Annotated in this window: 17 protein-coding genes; 2 read left to right on the top strand and 15 right to left on the bottom strand. The window is 65.1% G+C overall.

Going from position 1 to position 19,600, the window contains the following annotated elements:
* Positions 1–249 precede the first annotated feature (249 nt).
* Positions 250–1,272, top strand: coding sequence for a choice-of-anchor A family protein (locus DES47_RS13595; RefSeq protein ID WP_133701245.1), 1,023 nt, complete (start codon positions 250–252; stop codon positions 1,270–1,272).
* A gap of 101 nt (positions 1,273–1,373) precedes the next feature.
* Here DES47_RS13595 and DES47_RS13590 read toward each other — a convergent pair whose 3' ends face one another.
* Genes DES47_RS13590 through DES47_RS13575 form a run of 4 tightly spaced genes read right to left on the bottom strand, consistent with a single transcriptional unit; the run spans position 1,374 to position 4,465 of the window.
* Entirely contained in the window at positions 1,374–2,444 is a 1,071-nt protein-coding gene (locus DES47_RS13590; RefSeq protein WP_133701244.1) for a S49 family peptidase, read from the bottom strand.
* A complete protein-coding gene (locus DES47_RS13585) occupies positions 2,441–2,851 on the bottom strand; it encodes a Rieske (2Fe-2S) protein (protein WP_133701243.1) in 411 nt (136 codons plus the stop codon). The genes DES47_RS13590 and DES47_RS13585 overlap by 4 nt, the downstream gene beginning before the upstream one ends.
* Positions 2,844–3,506, bottom strand: a complete 663-nt coding sequence (locus DES47_RS13580) for an HAD family hydrolase (protein ID WP_425057441.1) — start codon at positions 3,504–3,506, stop codon at positions 2,844–2,846. The genes DES47_RS13585 and DES47_RS13580 overlap by 8 nt, the downstream gene beginning before the upstream one ends.
* Complete coding sequence (locus DES47_RS13575) at positions 3,503–4,465, bottom strand: RluA family pseudouridine synthase (RefSeq protein WP_133701241.1); 963 nt, start codon at positions 4,463–4,465, stop codon at positions 3,503–3,505. The genes DES47_RS13580 and DES47_RS13575 overlap by 4 nt, the downstream gene beginning before the upstream one ends.
* A gap of 836 nt (positions 4,466–5,301) precedes the next feature.
* Here DES47_RS13575 and DES47_RS13570 point away from each other — a divergent pair.
* On the top strand, positions 5,302–8,418 hold the full coding sequence (locus DES47_RS13570) for an Rne/Rng family ribonuclease (protein ID WP_133701240.1): 3,117 nt from the start codon (positions 5,302–5,304) through the stop codon (positions 8,416–8,418).
* Between the two features lie 85 nt (positions 8,419–8,503).
* Here the strand turns inward: DES47_RS13570 and nagZ are convergent, their stop codons facing one another.
* The 11 genes from nagZ to DES47_RS13515 form a co-directional block, all read right to left on the bottom strand.
* Positions 8,504–9,559 carry a beta-N-acetylhexosaminidase gene (gene nagZ, locus DES47_RS13565; RefSeq protein WP_133701239.1) on the bottom strand — a complete coding sequence of 352 codons (1,056 nt, stop codon included), beginning with the start codon at positions 9,557–9,559 and terminating at the stop codon, positions 8,504–8,506.
* A gap of 14 nt (positions 9,560–9,573) precedes the next feature.
* Positions 9,574–9,966: a holo-ACP synthase gene (gene acpS, locus DES47_RS13560; protein WP_133701238.1), complete on the bottom strand. Its 393-nt coding sequence runs from the start codon at positions 9,964–9,966 to the stop codon at positions 9,574–9,576.
* Positions 9,963–10,751, bottom strand: a complete 789-nt coding sequence (locus DES47_RS13555) for a pyridoxine 5'-phosphate synthase (protein ID WP_133701237.1) — start codon at positions 10,749–10,751, stop codon at positions 9,963–9,965. Before DES47_RS13555 ends, acpS begins: the two co-directional genes overlap by 4 nt.
* Entirely contained in the window at positions 10,748–11,554 is an 807-nt protein-coding gene (gene recO / locus DES47_RS13550; RefSeq protein ID WP_133701236.1) for a DNA repair protein RecO, read from the bottom strand. Before recO ends, DES47_RS13555 begins: the two co-directional genes overlap by 4 nt.
* Positions 11,551–12,537, bottom strand: coding sequence for a GTPase Era (era, locus tag DES47_RS13545; protein WP_133701235.1), 987 nt, complete (start codon positions 12,535–12,537; stop codon positions 11,551–11,553). The genes recO and era overlap by 4 nt, the downstream gene beginning before the upstream one ends.
* 25 nt (positions 12,538–12,562) lie before the next feature.
* Positions 12,563–13,267, bottom strand: coding sequence for a ribonuclease III (gene rnc, locus DES47_RS13540; RefSeq protein WP_133701234.1), 705 nt, complete (start codon positions 13,265–13,267; stop codon positions 12,563–12,565).
* A 67-nt stretch (positions 13,268–13,334) separates the two neighbouring features.
* Positions 13,335–13,685, bottom strand: a complete 351-nt coding sequence (locus DES47_RS13535; RefSeq protein ID WP_133701233.1) for a DUF4845 domain-containing protein — start codon at positions 13,683–13,685, stop codon at positions 13,335–13,337.
* A 41-nt stretch (positions 13,686–13,726) separates the two neighbouring features.
* The gene (gene lepB, locus DES47_RS13530) at positions 13,727–14,701 is read right to left on the bottom strand and encodes a signal peptidase I (RefSeq protein WP_133701232.1); all 975 of its coding nucleotides are present in this window, start codon (positions 14,699–14,701) and stop codon (positions 13,727–13,729) included.
* On the bottom strand, positions 14,701–16,509 hold the full coding sequence (gene lepA / locus DES47_RS13525) for a translation elongation factor 4 (RefSeq protein ID WP_133701231.1): 1,809 nt from the start codon (positions 16,507–16,509) through the stop codon (positions 14,701–14,703). The genes lepB and lepA overlap by 1 nt, the downstream gene beginning before the upstream one ends.
* Before the next feature lie 549 nt (positions 16,510–17,058).
* Complete coding sequence (locus tag DES47_RS13520) at positions 17,059–18,513, bottom strand: DegQ family serine endoprotease (RefSeq protein ID WP_133701230.1); 1,455 nt, start codon at positions 18,511–18,513, stop codon at positions 17,059–17,061.
* Between the two features lie 57 nt (positions 18,514–18,570).
* Complete coding sequence (locus DES47_RS13515; RefSeq protein WP_133701229.1) at positions 18,571–19,587, bottom strand: MucB/RseB C-terminal domain-containing protein; 1,017 nt, start codon at positions 19,585–19,587, stop codon at positions 18,571–18,573.
* Positions 19,588–19,600: the final 13 nt, after the last annotated feature.

The following is a 19,600-nucleotide window of genomic DNA, read 5'->3' as shown; positions in this document are numbered from 1 at the left end:
CCCCCAAACCCCGCCGTGAGGGCAAGGTTTGCGGGCTTGATCTGCTGAAAACGCGATCACTGAACAAAACCACTGAGATACCAATTCTCAGCACGTGAAGAAACGCACATCGCCCCAGGTGATCCCCCTTAGCCAGGGGGATCACAGCGCGACCCGCCTCCCTAGAATCCGCTCCGGTTGCAAACCAATTGCAAACCACCTGGCCGGCTCAACACGGCCAACCACTGAAAGCCACTAGGGAGATTCACCATGAATATCAAGAAGAGTCTGAATCGTTTCGCCGCCTTGAGCCTGCTGGCCGCCGCTTGCGGCGCCGCCCAGGCCCTGCCCCTGATCGACCTCGGCCCGGCCGCCGGTTACAGCGGCTTTTTCTTCGGCAATGTGAACGCCGCCTCCGACGTCGAAGGCCGCCTGGCCGTCGGTGGCAACCTGACCTCCGGCTTCGATGTCGGCTACCGCAATGCCTTCGGCTCGACGGCTCCGTCGCTGGTTGTGGGCGGCAGCGTCTCGCTGACCGGTCAATGGGGCGTTGCCGGCTCGATCTACAACGGCCCGACCTACAACACCAACACCAATGCCTCGATCGGCCCGAGCACCGCTCCCTGGGTGCCCAGCCAGCTGAAGGCCGGTGACATCGTCTACGGCACCAGCCTGACCGCGGTCAGCTGGCAGTACGGCACGGCCACGCAGAACGCCAGCTACCTGGACTTCGCTGGCGCTAAGACGCAACTCAGCGGCCTGTCCAGCACGCTGGCGGGCCAGGCACAGATCGGCAGCTGGTCCGCCAGCGCCGGCGGCGTGACCTTGACCGGTGACGGCAGCTCCGACGTGCAGATCTTCAATCTGGGCAACACCGCGCTGAGCAATATCACCTTGAACAACGTCAAGGCCGGCGCCCATGTGGTGATCAACAGCTCGCTGACCAACGTCGTGTTCTCCGGCAATCTGGGTGGCGACCAGGCCAATTCCAGCGACGGTCTGGCCTCGCACCGCGACCGCGTGATCTACAACCTGAGCAATGCCACCAGCGTCAATGTCAGCACCTTCCTCAACGGCAGCGTGCTGGCGGTGAACGCCAATGTCATCGGCAGCGGCCACCTGGAAGGCACCCTGATCGCCAACTCGCTGAGCGCAGGGCCGAACGGCAAGCTGGAGCTGGGCTACGAGCCCTTCGTGCCGACCACGCCCGTGCCGGAGCCCGAAACCTATGCGCTGATGATGGCCGGTCTGCTGACCGTGGCCCTGGTCTCGCGCCGCCGCAAGGCCCAGTAAAACAAGAAGACGTCGCTCGGGGATGGGGTGGTACAAGCCCCACAACGCAAAGAGCCGGAACCCGCAAGGGCTCCGGCTCTATTTTCATTGCCGCGGGGTCATCAGCGCAGATTGATCACGCCCCGCATGGCCCGCACCGAGCCCTCGCCGATGGCGGCGCCAAAGCGCTTGGCCAGGCGCTCGGCGACATTGTCCTTGGGCGTGTAGTCGATCACGTCCTCGGCCTTGACGACCTCGCGGGCGACGAAGTCCAGGCTGCCGATCTTGTCGGCCAGGCCCAGCTTGATCGACTCCTCGCCGTTCCAGAACAGGCCGGAGAAGGTCTCCGGCGTTTCCTTCAGGCGCTTGCCGCGGCCGTCTTTCACGGCCTTGATGAACTGGCGGTGGATCTGGTCCAGCATCGCCTGGGCAAAGCCGCGCTGCTTCTCGCTGACCGGCGAGAACGGATCCAGCATGCCCTTGTTCTCACCGGCGGTGAGCAGGCGGCGCTCGACGCCATACTTCTCCATCACGCCGGTGAAGCCGAAGCCATCCATCAGCACGCCGATGGAGCCGACCACCGAGGCCTTGTCCACATAGATCTCGTCGGCCGCGGCGGCCATGTAATAGCAGCCCGAGGCGCACATTTCCTCGACCACGGCATAGACCGGCTTCTTGTACAGGGCCTTGAGCCGGCGGATCTCGTCATAGACGATGCCCGACTGCACCGGGCTGCCGCCGGGCGAGTTCATGCGCAGCACCACGGCCTGGGCGCCATGGTCCTCGAAGGCCGGCCGCAAGGCTGCCAGCAGGTTCTCGGCGCTGGCCTCGGTGTCCACGGCGATCTCACCGCGCACCTCGACCAGGGCCGTGTGCGGACCGCTGGGCGATGGCGTGTGATGGCGCTGCAGGAACAGGAACCAGGCGAACAAGGCAATGATGCCCAGCCAGATCAGCCGGAAGAAGCTGCGCCAGCGGCGGTCGCTGCGGCGGTCACGCAGGTACTCGCGCGCAAACTGCTCCAGCACCGGCTCCAGGCCGACCACCGAGTGGGTGGCCGAGGCGGCGGCGCTGGGCGCGGGGGCAGCCGCGGCCACCGGAGGCGTGCCGGGCGGCGCGGGGGTGTTGTCCACATTCAGTGTGGCCGGGCCCGGATCGGGCACCGCGCCGGGCAGATCGTCATTCGGAGTCATGCTTTGCCTTCAATATCGGAGGGTAGGGCCTGAACGGGCTTGGTGTCCCGGTTCGGGAACCAGTAGACCTGGCCCTCGCGCTCCTGCACCTGGATGCGCGTCAGCCTGCCGCGTGAGCAGGGGCCGGACACGATCTGCCCGGTGCGCGGCTCATAGGCCGCGCCGTGGATGGAACACATGATGTATTCCTTGGAGCTGTCTAGAAATTCGCCGGGCTGCCAGTCCATCTCGGTGGGCACATGGACGCAGCGATTCAGGTAGGCGAACACTTCGCCATCGAAGCGCAGCACGAATGCGCGCACCGCCTCACCCCATTGCAACACATCGAAGACGACGGCCGTGCCCCGCTCGGCCAACTCGTCGGAGCGGCACAACAGCAGCGGCTCGCCTGTGGGTGCTTCATGCATAGGAGTCCAGCCATTGATGCAGCTCGGCCACGCTATGCGCCACGTGGACCGGCGCAAAGGTATGGAAGCTGTCGTGCTCGTGCGCGCCGTAGCTGACACCCAGGCAGGCCGTGCCGGCGTTGACGGCCAGCTGCAGATCGTGCGTGGTGTCGCCAATCATCAACGTGCGCTCGGGCTCCGTGCCCAGCTCGCGCATCAGCTCCAGCAGCATCTGCGGATTCGGCTTGGAGGCGGTCTCGTCGGCGGTGCGGCTGCTGTCGAACATGCCCTTGAGCTGGGCGCTGTCCAGCGCCTCGTCCAGGCCCCTGCGGTTCTTGCCGGTGGCCACGGCCAGCCAGTGGTGGCGGGCCTTCAGGCTGTCCAGCATCGCCAACACTCCCTCGAACAGCACCAGCTCGTGCTTGCTCTCGAAGTAGTGATGGCGAAAGCGCAGGCCCAGCTCGGGGTATTTGTCGGCCGGCAGATCGGGCGCGGCATGGCGCAGCGCGTCCTGCAGGCCCAGGCCTATCACATAGCTGGCCGCCTGGTCGCTGGGCACGGTGGTGCCGACGTCGGCGCAGGCAGACTGGATGGCACGGGTGATCAGCGCCGTCGAGTCATACAGAGTGCCATCCCAGTCGAAGACGATCAGATCAAATTGGCGGGGTCGGTTCACGCAGTTACTTTCAACACAGCGAGCAAGGCTTCGCATTCGGGAGGCAATGGTGCGACGAGTTCAATCTCCTCGCCCGTGGCGGGGTGGTTGAACTTCAGCCGCCGGGCATGCAGGAACATGCGCTCGAATTTGTGACCACCGAGGCGCTCGCCCCGGGCCAAGGCATGGTTGAGCTCGAAGATGCCGTACTTGGTGTCACCAACAATCGGGTGGCCGGCATGTTGCAAATGCACGCGGATCTGGTGCGTGCGGCCGGTCTTGATCGTCACGTCCAGCAAGCTGAAGCCGTCGAAGGCCCTGGCCAGCCGGACCAGCGAGATCGAACGGCGGGCGTCCTCGGCATTGACATCATGGGATGAGGTCACCGCGCGCACCCGGCGCTCGCCATCGGCGTCGAGAAACTTGTGCAGCGGCACGTCGATGACCTTGTTCGACGCGTCCCAGGCACCGACCACCAGGGCGGCATAGGTCTTGCCGGTCTCGCGCTCGCGGAACTGGGTCTGCAGGCCGGTCAGCGCACTGCGCTTCTTGGCGATCAACAGCAGGCCCGAGGTTTCGCGGTCCAGCCGATGCACCAATTCCAGGAATTTGGCCGTCGGCCGGGCTTGGCGCAGCTGCTCGATCACGCCGAAGCTGACGCCGCTGCCGCCGTGCACGGCCACACCGGCCGGTTTGTTGATGGCGATCAAATGCTCGTCTTCGAACACGATGGGAAACTCGCGCGGTGGCGCTGCGGGTGCGCCGTTCTCCACCCGCTCGGGCAGGCGCACCGGCGGAATGCGCACCTCGTCGCCCAGTTCCAGCCGCGTGTCGGCATGGGCCCGGCCCTTGTTGACACGCACCTCGCCGGCACGGATCAGCCGGTAGACGTGCGTCTTGGGCACGCCCTTGAGTTCGCGCAAGAGGAAGTTGTCCAGGCGCTGGCCGGCCGAGCCATCGTCGATGGTGACGCGCTTCACCGCCGGCACAGCACTCGCTTTTGCCGGTTCAGCTGGCCGCTGCGCTATCGTTTTTGCCACTGTGTGCTTGGGCGGGCTCACCGGCACACGAATGCCTAAGGCCACCTTTTTGCCGGTTCGGCGCGGGCTTGCGCCGCGTGGCTTCGCCGCCTTGGCCGAACCCGCTGCTTTCCGCCCTATAATGCTTTGCACCACGTTTGCGCCGTAAGTATTTGATTTGCCTGAGTTTAACTGGGCAAGAGCGGTGCAAGTGGCGGCCCGTAGGGTTTGAACAAGACAAGACGGGTCAAAAATCGGTGATGCAACGCGCCCTGCCGTGGGCGGGCGCTGTCCCCAAGTGACAGCGCGGCCAGCGGCAGCACGTGGCAGAGCAAACGTAGAACGAGCCAACCCGCCGTCCTATCAGGACAGGGAAAGACAAAGGTTTATATAGGCATGAGGCGCGCAATTACAGTTTGCAGATCTCATGCCCGCGTTCAGTGATCAGCGGATGTTCCCCTTCAATCCCTCCCCCATGCCCTCCAAGTGTTTGCTGCCCCGGCTAAATGCCGGCGCCGGCCGCGCCATGGATCAGGCCTGGGCCGCGTGGCGCCCGTCGCTCGCACCAAGGGATGGGGCCACAAGCGCTGATGTTTCACTGCCACGCATGCGCCAACGCTGCTCCTCTTGATCGGCTAAACGATCAACCGCGCAGTCCAGGGCGATTCCTTACTCGGTTCCTCCACGTTTCTCGTGCATCGGTGAGTCGCCCACGGTTCTCGGACCGCAGGCGGCGGTGATGTATGCGCGACCCAGGTCCTGTCGAACAGGCCGGGCGCGCACAGAGGAGAGTGAACATGAAACGCATGCTGATCAATGCGACGCAGGCTGAAGAGCGTCGCCTGGCCATCGTCGATGGCCAGAAACTGGTGGACTTCGAGACCGAGATCGAGGGCCGCGAACAGCGCAAGGGCAATATCTACAAGGCCGTCGTGACCCGCGTCGAGCCCTCGCTCGAAGCCTGTTTCGTCGACTACGGCGAAGACCGCCACGGTTTCCTGCCCTTCAAGGAAATCTCGCGCCAGTTCTTCCGCGAAGGCACGGATGTGCGCACCGCCCGCATCCAGGACGCGATCAAGGAAGGCCAGGAGTTGCTGGTCCAGGTCGAAAAAGAAGAGCGCGGCAACAAGGGCGCGGCGCTGACCACCTTTGTTTCGCTGGCCGGCCGCTATCTGGTCTTGATGCCCAACAACCCCCGCGGCGGTGGCGTTTCGCGCCGCATCGAGGGCGAAGACCGTGAAGAGCTGAAAGAGAACCTCGACCAGCTCGAATATCCCAAGGGCATGAGCCTGATCGCCCGCACCGCCGGCATCGGCCGCTCGGCTCCCGAACTGCAGTGGGACCTGAACTACATGCTGAAGCTGTGGACCGCCATCGACGGCGCGTCCAAGGGCAGCAAGGGCGCCTTCCTGATCTATCAGGAATCGTCGCTGGTGATTCGCGCCATTCGCGACTACTTCACCGCCGACATCGGCGAAATCCTGATCGATACGGACGATATCTTCGAGCAGGCCCAGCAGTTCATGAACCACGTGATGCCCGAAACGGCCAATCGCGTGAAGCGCTACCGTGACGATGCGCCGCTGTTCAGCCGCTTCCAGATCGAGCACCAGATCGAGACCGCGTTCTCGCGCACGGTGAACCTGCCGTCGGGCGGCGCCATCGTCATCGACCACACCGAGGCCCTGGTCTCGGTCGACGTCAACTCGGCCCGCGCCACGCGCGGCGGTGACATCGAGGAAACCGCCACCCGCACCAACCTGGAAGCCGCCGACGAAATCGCGCGCCAGATGCGCTTGCGCGACCTGGGTGGCCTGATCGTCGTCGACTTCATCGACATGGAAGAGAGCAAGAACCGCCGCGAGGTCGAACAGCGCCTGCGCGACGCGCTGCGCTCCGACCGTGCCCGCGTGCAGTTCAGCTCGATCAGCAAGTTCGGCCTGCTCGAACTGAGCCGCCAGCGCCTGCGCCCGGCGCTGTCTGAGGGCAGCCACATCACCTGCCCGCGCTGCAACGGCACCGGCCATATCCGCGACACCGAGTCCAGCGCGCTGCAGATCCTGCGCATGGTCCAGGAAGAGTCGATGAAGGACAACACCGCCGCCGTGCATGTGCAGGTGCCGGTGGAAGTGACCTCGTTCCTGCTGAACGAGAAGCGCACCGAAATCACCAAGATCGAGTTGAAGCAGCGCATCACCGTGCTGCTGGTGCCCAACAAGCACCTCGACACCCCGAACTACAAGCTGGAACGCCTGCGCCACGATGACCCGCGTCTGGAGAATCTGCAGGCCAGCTACACGATGATCGAAGAGCCGGAAGACGAGGTGGGCATCACCCGCCGCGAAAAGGCAAAGGCCAAGCAGGAGCCGGTCATCAAGGGCATCCTGCCCGAGACGCCCGCACCTGTTGCCGTGCCCAAGCCCGCTCCCGCGCCCGCCCCGGTCGCAGCACCGGTGGCTGCTCCCGCACCGGTGGCCGCACCCGCTGCCGCGGGCGGTGGTTTCTTCGGCTGGATCAAGAGCCTGTTCGGCGGTGGCGAGACTGCCGCTCCGGCACCGGCCCCCGTCAAGCCCGTTGTGGCCAACCCCGAAGCCAAGCCGGCCCGCGAAGGCCGTGACGGCCAGCGCGGCCGTGGTGACCGCAACGATCGTGGCGGCCGAGGCGGCCGTGGTGGTCGCGACGGCGGACGCGATGGTGGCCGTGACGGCAACCGCGAAGCCAAGCCGGAAGGCACACGTGCCGAGTCCGCAGGCCGTGACGGTCAGCGCGATGGTCAACGTGAAGGCGGCCGTGGTGGCCGTGGCGAGCGTGATGCCCGTCCTGAGAACCGCGAAGGCGGTGGCCGTCCGCGTCGCGAACGTGGTGAGCGGACCGAGCGCACCGAAGGCCTGGATGTCGCGGCAGGCGCTGCCGTGGCTGCCGGTGTGGCAGTTGCCGGCGCTGAAGAGGCACGAGCACCGCGCGCCGAACGTGGTGAGCGCGGTGGCCGTGGCCGTGGTGACCGTGCCGAGCGCGGCCCGCGCAATGAAGAACGCAGTGCCGAGGCCGTGGCCGAATTGAGCGCCGACGCCGGTGCACAACCCGCCTTTGCCGACACCGCCCCGGCCGCCGAAGGCGCCGAAGCAGGTGAAGACCAAGGCGAACGCCAAGGCGGCCGCCGCCGCCGCCGCCGTGGTGGCCGCGACCGTGACGATACCCGCACCGAAGGCACCGGCACCGATGCCGACGGCGCGCTGCTGGGTGATGGCGCAGTTGCCGCCGAACCGGCCAACGCCGAAGCGCAGGATGCCGTCGCCGCCGAAGGCAGCGAAGGCGCCGCAGAAGGTGAAGGCCAGGCCCGCGAAGGCCGTCGCAATCGTGGCCGTGGTCGTGATCGTGGCCCCCGTCGCGAACGCGGCGAAGGCGAAGAGAACGTCGCCGGCGAAGCCGTTGCGGAAGGTGTTGCCGAGGCGCCGGCCGAAGCCATCGCTCCCGCTGTTGACGAACCTGCCGCAATCGAAGTGATGGTTGCCCGCCCGATCGAGGCTTCGGCCTTTGTGGCACCAGTGGCTGCCGCGCCTGAAGCTGCTCCCGTGGAAGCGGTGGCCGAGCCGGTGGCAGCACCGGCCCCGGCTCCGGTAGCGGCTCCCGCCCCTGCTACTGTCGCCGCACCGGTCGCCGCACCGGTCGTGGTCGAAGCCTTCGCCCTGCCGATCGAGGATCTGAACGCGGTGGCGGCCAATGCCGGCCTGCAGTGGGTCAACTCCGACGCCGACAAGATCCGCGCCGTGCAGGAGGCGATGGCCGCCGAGCCCAAGCCCGTGCATGTGCCCCGCGAACCCAAGCCGGTCGAGCAGATCGACCAGGGCCCGCTGGTGCTGGTCGAGACGCGCAAGGATCTGGCGCAGATCACCTTGCCGTTCGAGCAACGCTGATGGCGTGACGGGCACTGAGCCCGTTGACCCACAAAAAAGCCGCCTGCATGCAGGCGGCTTTTTTTCGTCGCGCCGTCAGCGCGGCTCAGGGAAGGCGCTCCAGCGCGTGCTGATACACCGGCTGATGCATCAGTTCGTCCCAGGTCAGCGGCGCGGTCTGCGGCAGCAGGTCCAGGCGGCGGGCCTCGCTGTCGGGCTCGGCCTGCCAGCGGCCGGCTTTCAGTGCCTTGGCCAGGCCGTCCAGCAAGGCATCGACCGGCTTGCCACCATCGATCTTCGACTGATTGCACAGCAGCACCAGATCGCAGCCGGCATTCAGCGCGGTGATGGCGCCCTCGGTCGGGCTGCCCGCAAGGCGTGCGCCCTCCATGCTCAGGTCGTCGCAGCAGATGGCGCCGTTGAAGCCCAGCTGGCCACGCAGGATGTCCTTCAGCCAGCGGGCCGAGAAGCCGGCCGGCAAGGCATCGACCTTGGGATAGGTCACGTGGGCCGGCATCACGCAGGTCAGCGACGTGGACAGCCAGTCGTAGGGCTTGGCGTCTTCGGCCAGGATGGCTTTCAGCGAGCGCTTGTCCACGGCCGCAGCCACATGCGAGTCCGCCTGGGCATAGCCGTGCGCCGGGAAGTGCTTCCCGCAATTGGCCATGCCCGACTGCAGCAGGCCATGCATCAGGCTCTTGGCCAGCATCGAGACGACGCGCGGGTCGCGGTGGAAGGCCCGATTGCCGACGACCTCGCTGCGGCCATGATCAAGATCGACCACCGGCGTGAAGCTCAGATCGACGCCACAGGCACGCAGCTCGGCACCCAGCACATAACCGGCGGCCGTGGCGGCGTTGGTGGCACGCATCGCGTCCTGCATCCAGAGGTCGCCGAGATCACGCATCGCGGGCAGGTGGGTGAAGCCATCGCTGCGGAAGCGCTGCACGCGGCCACCCTCGTGGTCGACGGTGATCAGCAGATCGGGCCTCAGGGCCTTGATCTCGGCGGTCAACTCGGTCAGCTGGGCCCGGCTCTGCCAGTTGCGGCCGAACAGAATCATGCCGCCGGTCAGCGGATGCTGGAGACGACGGCGGTCGTCATCGGTCAAGGCCAGGCCGGCGATGTCCAGGATCACGGGGGCGTGTTGCAGCTCGGTCATGGGTTCGTCTCTTCTCAAATGGTTTCCACCACCACGAAGGCGGCGGCATATTCGGTTTCGTCGGTGACGGTGACATGGGCACGCAGGCCCTTGGCGGCGAACCATTCGGCCAGCTCGCCATGCAGGAGTATCTCGGGCTTGCCGCTGGCGGCGTTGACGATCTCGCAAGCCCGCCAGGTCATGGGCATGCGCATGCCCAGGCCTATGGCCTTCGAAAAGGCCTCCTTGGCCGCGAAGCGGGTACCCAGAAAGCTCAGGCCCCGCGCCTCGACGCGGGCGCGGCGGACGCGGAACACGGCCAGCTCATGCGGGCCTAGCACCTTCTCGGCGAAGCGCTCGCCACGGCGATCCAAGGTTGCGCGCAGGCGGCGAAGATCGCAGATGTCGGTGCCTATTCCGTAAATCATTGCGCTGAAAAGGCCCGCTGGATGCAGCGCTGGTAGTCACGCACCGTTTCGGCATAACCCAGCTCCAGCGCGTCAGCTATCAGCGCATGGCCGATCGAGACCTCCAGCACGCCCGGTACCTCGCGCAGAAAGCGCGTCAGGTTGTCGCGGTTCAGGTCGTGGCCGGCGTTGATGCCCAGACCCAAGGCCAGCGCCGCGCGCGCGGTGGCCGTGAAGCCGGCCAGCACAACGTCTTCACGCTCTGTGCCGAAGGCGCTGGCATAGGTCTCGGTGTACAGCTCGATGCGGTCGGCGCCCAGCTCGGCGACCAGGGGCATGGCCGCCGGCAGCGGATCCATGAAAAGGCTGACGCGCACACCAAGCGACTTGCACTCCGCGATCAGCGGCTTCAGCCTCGCCATGTCGGCGGGAAGGTTCCAGCCGTGGTCGGAGGTGAACTGGTCCTCGGCATCGGGCACGAAGGTCACCTGGTGCGGGCGGATCTCGCGCACGAAGTCCATCAGGTTCTGCGTTGGATTGCCCTCGATGTTGTATTCGGCCTGGGGCCAGGCCTTGAGCAGGTCGGCCAGCTCGCGCACATCATGGGCGCGGATGTGGCGCTCGTCGGGCCGCGGATGCACGGTGATGCCCTGCGCGCCGGCCTCCAGGCACAGCTGGGCAGCCTTGGCGACGCTGGGGATGCCGAGGTGCCGGGTGTTGCGCAGCAGAGCGACCTTGTTGACGTTGACCGACAGCGCGGTGCGCTGGCCGTGCGGGCCGGCTTCGGGGGCGACAAGTGGATTCATGGCGTTTTGGTATCCAGAAGTTTTTGTAGGTCCAGCATCACCTGCCGGGTGCGCAAAGGCGCATGGCCCAGATGATAGTGAAGCAGGCCGCGCAATGCCGCACGCAGTGCCGGCAAGGCCGTGCCGCAGGCCTGCAGCAGCGCGGCATGGCTGCCATGCTCCAGCGCCGCCTGCAGATGGATCAGCGTGGCGCCGCTGAGCCGGGCCTCATCACCGGCAGGCGCGATCACGCCGGACTGCGGCGACAGCGCGTAGTCACGCTCCGGACGCAGCGCCTGCTGGGTGGTTGTGGCCAGGCTCAGGTCGGGCAGCAGGCCGATCTCGCGCAGCAGCATCAACTCGAAGGCACGCAGGCCGGCCTGGCTGCTGGCGTCGTCTTCGGCATGCAGCTGCGGCAGGGCCTGGGCATAGGCGTCGAACAGCAGCGGGTGCGGGTCTTGCCGGGCCAGCAGCTTGAGCAGCAATTCGTTCAGGTAGTAGCCGGAGAAGATGGCCGCGCCACCTGGCAGGGTGGCCCCACCGCCCCATTCGGCGCTGCGCAGGGTCAAGATCTCGGCCGCGCCCTCCTCCGTCTTGCTGCCCTTGGACAGGCTGACATTGATGCGCTGAAAGGGCAGCAACACAGCGCGCAGCTGCGAGTAAGGACGCTTGGCGCCCTTGGCGACCACGGCCACGCGACCGAGTTCGCGGGTGAACAGGTCGAGTATCAGACTGGTCTCGCTCCAGTCGTAGTGGTGCAGCACGAACGCGGGCTGCGTGGCATGGGCCCGCGGTGCTCTGACGGAAACGCGGGACGCGTTCACTCGTAACCGTAGGACCGCAGATGTTCCTCGCTGTCAGCCCAGCCGGAACGGACCTTGACCCACAGCTCCAGATAGACCTTGGAGTCCATCAGCGTTTCCAGTTCCTGGCGCGCCTCGGAGCCGATGCGCTTCAGGCGCTCGCCACCGCCGCCGATGATCATGCCCTTGTGGGCATCGCGTTCGACGACGATGGAGGCGGCGATGCGCTTCAGATGGCCCTCCTCCTCGAACTTGTCTATCACCACGGTGCAGTTGTAGGGCAGCTCGTCGCCGGTCAGGCGGAACAGCTTCTCGCGGATGATTTCGCTGGCCAGGAAACGGTCGCTGCGATCGGTCAGCGCGTCTTCCTCGTAGAACCAGTCCTGCTCGGGCAGATAGGGCTTGAGGATGGCGAACAGGCGCTCGACATCGCTGGGCTTCTGCGCCGACAGCGGCACGAATTCGCTGAAATTGCGGCGCTCCTGCATCGCCTTCAGCCAGGGCACCATGTCGGCGCGGCGGTTCACCGCGTCGAGCTTGTTGGCGATCAGGATGACCGGCTTGTGCTCGGGCAGCAGGCTCAACACCTTCGCATCGTCGGTGTTGAAGCGGCAGGCCTCGACCATGAACAGCACCACGTCCACATCGGACAGCGAGGACAGCACGGTGCGGTTCAGATTGCGGTTCAGCGCCGTGCCATGCTTGGTCTGGAAGCCGGGCGTGTCGACGAACACGAACTGCGAGTCCTCGACGGTGCGCACGCCGGTGATGCGGTGGCGCGTGGTCTGCGCCTTGCGCGAGGTGATGCTGACCTTCTGGCCGACCAGCGCGTTCAGCAAGGTGGACTTGCCGACATTGGGCCGGCCGACAATGGCCAGCAGGCCGCAGCGGCGGCCCTTGCTGTCGTACTCGGGGGGCTCGCCGGCACCGCCCTGCACCTCGGCGGCCTCGTCATCGGGGGCTTCGGAGGGCAATTCGGGCGGAGATTCGGGGGTGTTATTCATAGGGTGCGGCTTGTGACCGGTTCTTTCAGTCGCGCAGGCCGCTGCCAGGCCGGTCACGGGATTTCAGTTCGTCCAGCACACGCTTGGCAGCGTCTTGCTCGGCAGCACGGCGCGAACGGCCTTCGCCGCTTTGGGTGACGGCCAGGGCCGGCACCACGCATTCGACCGCGAAGGTCTGGGCATGGGCCTGGCCACGGGTCTCGATGATGCGGTAGTCGGGCACGGGCAGGCGGCGCGCTTGCAGCCATTCCTGCAACTCCGTCTTCGGATCCTTGGCCCAGTTATCCATGCCGGTGTTGGCAATGACATCGGCAAACAGACGCTGGACCACGCCCTGGGCCGCCTCATAGCCGCCCTCGACAAAGGCGGCACCGATCAGCGCCTCCAAGGCATCGGCCAGTATGGAGGGGCGCTGGGCGCCGCCGCCACGGGCCTCGCCTTCGCTGAGCTTGAGCACCTGCGGCAGGCCCAGTCCCAAGGCCAGGCGGTGCAGACTGTCCTCGCGCACCAGGTGGGCGCGCACGCGGGTCAGATCACCCTCGTCGGAGCCCTGGAAGCGTTCGTACAGCAGACTGGACACGGCCAGACTCAGCACCGTGTCACCGAGGAATTCAAGCCGCTCGTTGTGATCCGCGCCAAAGCTGCGGTGCGTCAGCGCGCGTTTCAGAAGAGCCGGCTCCTTGAAGCGATAGCCCAGCCGGTCTTGCAGAGTTTCAAGCATCTGACTCATGCAATATCTGTTGGTACGCAACAGTGTTCAAGCAGGCAAGGCGCTGCTGCGCCCACCCACACCGGCACTATTCGGACCGCCCTTCGTACTTGATCAAGAGAAAAACCGGGCCCATCAGGGCAATTTCTTTATCGTAGGCAAAGCTGATCACGACCTTGTCACCCTCCTTGGTGACGTCTAGATCTTTAGCGCTGATGCTGCTGATCGAATATTCGATCTCCTGCTGGCGCTCGAACTCGCCGCGCACCGCCGCCACCGTCGGCGGATTGGACTTGGCAATCTTGTTGATCGCGCTGCGTATCGTGTAGTACTCGTTCAAGGTAGGCAGGACCTTGATCGTGATCAGACCCGCAAAGCCGATCAGGATGGCCCAGAAGACCAGGCCCAGCATCGTCACGCCACGTTGTTGTTGCCGCATCAAGATCTGCACCTTTGAGGATTGCCCACCGCCGGACGCGCTCAATGGAACGCGCCGATACGCTTGAGATTACCGAAATTCATCCACACAAAGAAGGCCCGGCCGACGATATTCTCGTCCGGCACAAAGCCCCAGTAGCGGGAATCGCGCGAATCGTCACGGTTGTCGCCAAGCATGAAGTAGTGGCCGGCCGGCACCTTGCAGGTCACACCCTCGGCGGTGTACTGACATTGGTCCTGGAACGGGAACGGCCCGTCCTTGCGGTCAGGGTGATACATCGACTGACGCTTCGGGTCCACCAGGATCTCGTGCTCGACCTTGCCCAGCTTCTCGCTGAACCAGGGCTTGTAGCGCATGCCGCTTTCGTCATAGAAGTCGCCCTTGGGTTGGACTTCGGTCGCCACGCCATTGATGTAGAGGCGCTGATTGGTGTAGCGGATCTCGTCACCAGGGATGGCGGCCACGCGCTTGATGAAGTCGATGCTGGGGTCCTCCGGGTAGCGGAACACCATCACGTCGCCACGCTGCACGTCGTTGTTGGCGATGATCTTCTTGTTGATCACCGGCAGACGCACGCCGTAGTGGAATTTGTTCACGAGGATCAGGTCGCCGACCAGCAAGGTGGGCACCATCGAGCCGGACGGAATCTTGAAGGGCTCGAACAGGAAGGAACGGAGCAGGAACACGGCCAGGATCACCGGGAACAGGCCGGCCGTCCAGTCCAGCCACCAGGGTTGACGCAGGATCTCGTCGCGCGCACCGGCCACATCGCCATCGACGCGGACGATGCCCTGGCGCTTGAGCTCTTCACGGCGCGCAGCGTCCTGGGCCTCGAGCCTGGCCGCACCAGCCACTCGAGCCGGCAGGAAGTAGAAGCGCTCGGCCAGCCAGTAACCCAGCGTGACCACCGTCATCACAAACAGCAGCAGCGAGAAATTGCCGCTCCAGGATCCCATATACCAGCCGCCCAGATAGGCGATCAGCCCCGCGTAAAAAATTCCGGTGATTGCACTCATCAATCTTCCACTTGAAGAATGGCCAGGAAGGCCTCTTGCGGCACCTCGACGGAGCCGATCTGTTTCATGCGCTTCTTGCCGGCTTTTTGTTTTTCGAGCAGCTTGCGCTTGCGCGAGATGTCGCCGCCATAGCATTTTGCCAGCACGTTCTTGCGCAGCGCCTTGATGTCTTCGCGCGAGATGATGGTGGCACCGATGGCGGCCTGGATGGCCACGTCATACATCTGGCGCGGGATGATCTCGCGCATCTTGGCGGCCACCTGGCGGCCACGATACTGGGCCTGCGAGCGGTGCACGATCAGCGACAGCGCATCGATGCGGTCGCCGTTGATCAGCATGTCCACCTTCACCACATCGGCCGCGCGGTACTCCTTGAACTCGTAGTCCATCGAGGCATAGCCGCGCGACACGCTCTTGAGCTTGTCGAAGAAGTCCAGCACGATCTCGGCCAGCGGCATCTCGTAGGTCAGCTTGACCTGGCGGCCGTGGTAGGCCATGTTCAGCTGCACGCCGCGCTTCTGATTGGCCAGGGTCATGATCGGGCCGACATAGTCCTGCGGCATGAACAGGTGCACGGTGACGATGGGCTCGCGGATCTCGACGATCTTGCCCTGCTCAGGCACCTTGGACGGGTTGTCCACCTCCATGATCGTGCCGTCGCCAATCTGCACCTGATAGACCACGCTGGGCGCGGTGGTGATCAGGTCCTGGTCGAATTCTCGCTCCAGCCGCTCCTGCACGATCTCCATGTGCAACAAGCCCAGGAAGCCGCAGCGGAAGCCGAAGCCCAGCGCCTGAGACACCTCGGGCTCGTAGTGCAGCGACGAGTCATTGAGCTTGAGCTTTTCCAGTGCGTCGCGCAGCGAGTCGTACTCGCTGGACTCGGTCGGGTACAGACCGGCGAACACCTGAGGCTGGATTTCCTTGAAGCCGGGCAGCGCCTCGGTGGCCGGGCCCAGGTTGTTCGGCAGCTTCTTGTCCAGCGTGATCGTGTCGCCGACCTTGGCCGCCTGCAACTCCTTGATGCCGGCAATGATGAAACCCACCTCACCGGCGCTGAGCTGCTCGCGCGGCGTCGAGTGCGGCGTGAACACACCCATCTGCTCGATCGGATAGACGGCGTTGGTGGCCATCATGCGGATGCGCTCGCTCTTCTTGAGCACCCCATCGACCACGCGCACCAGCATCACCACGCCGACATAGTTGTCGAACCAGCTGTCGATGATCATCGCGCGCGGCGGCGCCTCGAGCACGCCACGGGGCGGCGGCATGCGGGTGATCACCGCCTCCAGGATCTCATCTATGCCCTCGCCGGTCTTGGCGCTGCAGGGAATCGCATTGGTCGCGTCGATGCCGATCACGTCCTCGATCTCGGCCCTGGCGTTGTCCGGATCGGCGTTGGGCAGATCCATCTTGTTCAGCACCGGCACGACCTCGACGTGCAGCTCCAGTGCGGTGTAGCAATTGGCCACCGTCTGCGCTTCCACGCCCTGGCTGGCATCGACCACCAGCAGCGCCCCCTCGCAGGCCGACAGCGAGCGGCTCACTTCATAAGAGAAGTCCACATGCCCAGGCGTGTCGATCAGGTTCAGGTTGTAGGTCTTGCCGTCGCGGGCCTTGTACTGCAGCGCGGCAGTCTGTGCCTTGATGGTGATGCCGCGCTCTTTCTCGATGTCCATCGAGTCCAGCACCTGCGCCTCCATCTCCCGATCGGACAGCCCCCCACAGCGTTGAATGATGCGATCCGCCAGCGTGCTCTTGCCGTGGTCAATGTGGGCGATGATGGAGAAATTGCGGATGTGGTTCATGCTGATCTTTTTTGCGCCGAGTCGGGAGACACAACGGCGTAGCCGTTGCAGCGCAAGCTCTCAATCGCTGAGCGATGTGATGACCCGAAGGGTCATGCTGAGGGTAAAAAAAAGGCACGTCGAATCGGTGACGCGCCTTCCAACAAAACTTTTGGCAACTGCTTGTTGGGCCTTCATTGTAGCCAAAACCGCCAGTCTGAAAACCGTGGCGAGGCCGGAAAACCCGACGTTGCAGCCCACCAACACCAAAGTTATTCACAAGTTATCAACATGTCGTTGTGGATGACTTGGGGATAGCCTGGGGCGCCAGGGGCATCCGACCGTGCAGGCGTCAAAAGTCGGGCTTGGCGGCCCGCATTCTATCCGAGAAGCAGTTCAATCCCGCCGCTGGCCCTCCCTATGTGAGTGATCACCGACCACTTCCGTGCTCAAGTTGTCAACATGGCCAGCGTCACGCGGTCGTAAATATACTAGCGAGAATTCGCATCGTGAAAAGACCCGGCGGCGCAGTAGGTTGAGCTTCAACCCGACCGGCGCCGCCGGAGCCGCCTATTTGGCCGGCTTCACCAGCACAAAGCTGACCGCGTTCTCGCGCCGCACCTGCATCGTCACGACCTTGGCCTTTTCGAGCTTGGTGACCACGGCGCCGAACTGCTTGGCATTGGCAATCTCGGTGTTGTCCACGGCCAGGATGATGTCGCCCTCGCGCAGGCCGGCACGCGCGGCAGCGCCTTCAACGCTCTCGACGCGCACACCGATCTTGAGCTTCAGGTCCTTGCGTTGGGCATCCGTCAGGTCAGCCACGGTCAAGCCCAGTACGCTGGGCTGGGCAGGCGTCGCCTTGTTGTCGCCTTCGGCCTGGCGGCGCGGGCGCTGCTCGGCCTCCATCTCGGCCACGGTGACGCTCAGCTCCTTGTAGGCGCCACGGCGGAACACCTGCAGGGTGGTTTTCGTGCCGGGCTTGATGCCGCTGATCAGGCGGCGCAGATCGCCCGACTTCTCAATCGTCTTGCCATCCACCTTGGTGATGATGTCGCCGCCCTCGACGCCGCCCTTGTCGGCCGGGCTGCCGGCCTCGACGGTGCTGACCGCTGCACCGGTGGGCTTGCCCAGACCTATGGCCTCGGCCACTTCCTTGCTGACGTCACCGATGCCCACGCCGATGCGGCCGCGCACGACGCGGCCATTGCTGCGCAGCGAATCGGCCACGCGCATCGCCTCGTCGATAGGGATCGCGAACGAGATGCCCATATAGCCACCCGACTGGCTGTAGATCTGCGAGTTGATGCCCACCACCTCGCCACGCATATTGATCAGCGGACCGCCCGAGTTACCGGGGTTGATGGCCACGTCGGTCTGAATGAAGGGCAGCAGCTCGCCGGTGTCGCGCGCCTTGGCGCTGACGATGCCGGCGGTCACTGTGTTGTCGAGGTTGAAGGGCGAGCCTATGGCGATCACCCATTCGCCGACCTTGAGCCGGTTGGCGTCGCCTATCTTCACCAGCGGCAGGCCGGCGCCCTCGATCTTGACCACCGCCACATCGGTGCGCGCATCGGCGCCGATCAGCTTGGCCTTGAACTCGCGCTTGTCGGTCATCGTGACGATGACTTCGTCGGCGCCGTCCACCACATGGGCATTGGTCATCACAAAGCCGTCGGCGCTGATGATGAAGCCCGAGCCAACGCCGCGGCGCTGCGGCAGGTCTTCGTCATTGCGCGGCTGGCCGCGGCGCTGATTCGGCACCGGAATGCCGAAGCGGCGGAAGAACTCCTGCATCTGCTCATCCATCTCGGGCAGGCCGCGCGCATTGGCGCGCACGCGTTCCACGGTGCGGATGTTGACCACCGCCGGGCCGGAGCGCTCCACCAGCTCGGTGAAGTCGGGCAGCTCCTTGCCCTGGGCGTGGCCGGTGCCAGGTGTCAACACCAGGGCGGTGCCCAGCAGCAGGCCGGTGGACAGGGTCAGCACCCAGCGGCGCAGATCCGTTGCGGGTATAGCGTTCATCGTCAACCTCGAAGAGTTCATTCGCTTGAAGAAAAGACAGAGGGTGGGAAATCGGGGCTAGCGCTTGCGCTCCAATGCCGAGTAGAAGCTTTGCAGCGTCGGCATGGGCACGTCGCCCATGACGGTGATCCACCAGTCGCCCTGACGGCGCATCAGCGTCTGAGTCGCGCCCATGGCCGTCTGCAGCGCTTTCTGGTGCTTGGCGGCGACGAAAGGCTCAATGAACAGCGACACATAGGTCATGCCGTCGGAGAACACCAGCTGCAGTGCATCAGCGCCAGCCTCTTCGCCGGGCATGGGTCGCTTGACGCAGCTGACCTGCTGAAAGCCTGGTACCAACTCGCGCAGGGTCCAGCCTTCAGACTCCAGCTTGACGGGCGTGCTGACCTTGCGGATCACGCGCAACCCGTCCAGCTTGGGCATGCCTTGCATCAGGCTCTCGGCGCTGAGCTTGCTGCCCATCACCAGCTCGGAGAAGGCCGAGGACTCCAGCACCTCCCCGCGTTCGCCCAGCACCTCGGCGCGCAGCAAGAGGCCGGTCTTGCGCTCGGCCCACAGTCGATGGGCAAAACGGGCCCCATCGCGCGGCAGCAGCAGCAGCACATCGGCCTCATGGCCGGCAACGCGATCGACGCCCAGCTTGCGCAGCTCGTAGAACTCGGCAATGCGGTCGACGCCTCCGTGCAGCAGGGCCGGGAAGTCGGACAGCGCGCCGCGCTGCTCGATCAGCACGGTACGGCTGTCGGGCCAGAAGGTGTGGACGACGCGGCTCTGGCGGTAGATCTGGCGCGGCTGGCCATCGAGCGCGTCGATACGCTCATAGCGTTCCGCACCGTTGCAGACATGAACGATGCGGGCGCTGTGCACGCCGCCCCCGGCGCTGACCACCAGGGTGCCGGAGAAGTCGCGCCGGCCGGCCGCCTCATGGATGCGCGACAGCCAGGCCCGCACCGAGCCGGCATCGAGTTCAGCTCCGGCGGCAGGCTTGGTCGGCGGTGCAGCCGTCTGAGCCTGCGAACTGCAAGCCCCAAGAGCCAGGCACAGCGCAACAGAGGCGATCGCGGAAAAGCGCATGTAGAGGTTCAGG

The sequence above is a fragment of the Roseateles toxinivorans genome (assembly GCF_004362525.1).
GTDB lineage: Bacteria > Pseudomonadota > Gammaproteobacteria > Burkholderiales > Burkholderiaceae_C > Paucibacter > Paucibacter toxinivorans.
This window is presented reverse-complemented; position numbering and strand designations above follow the sequence as displayed.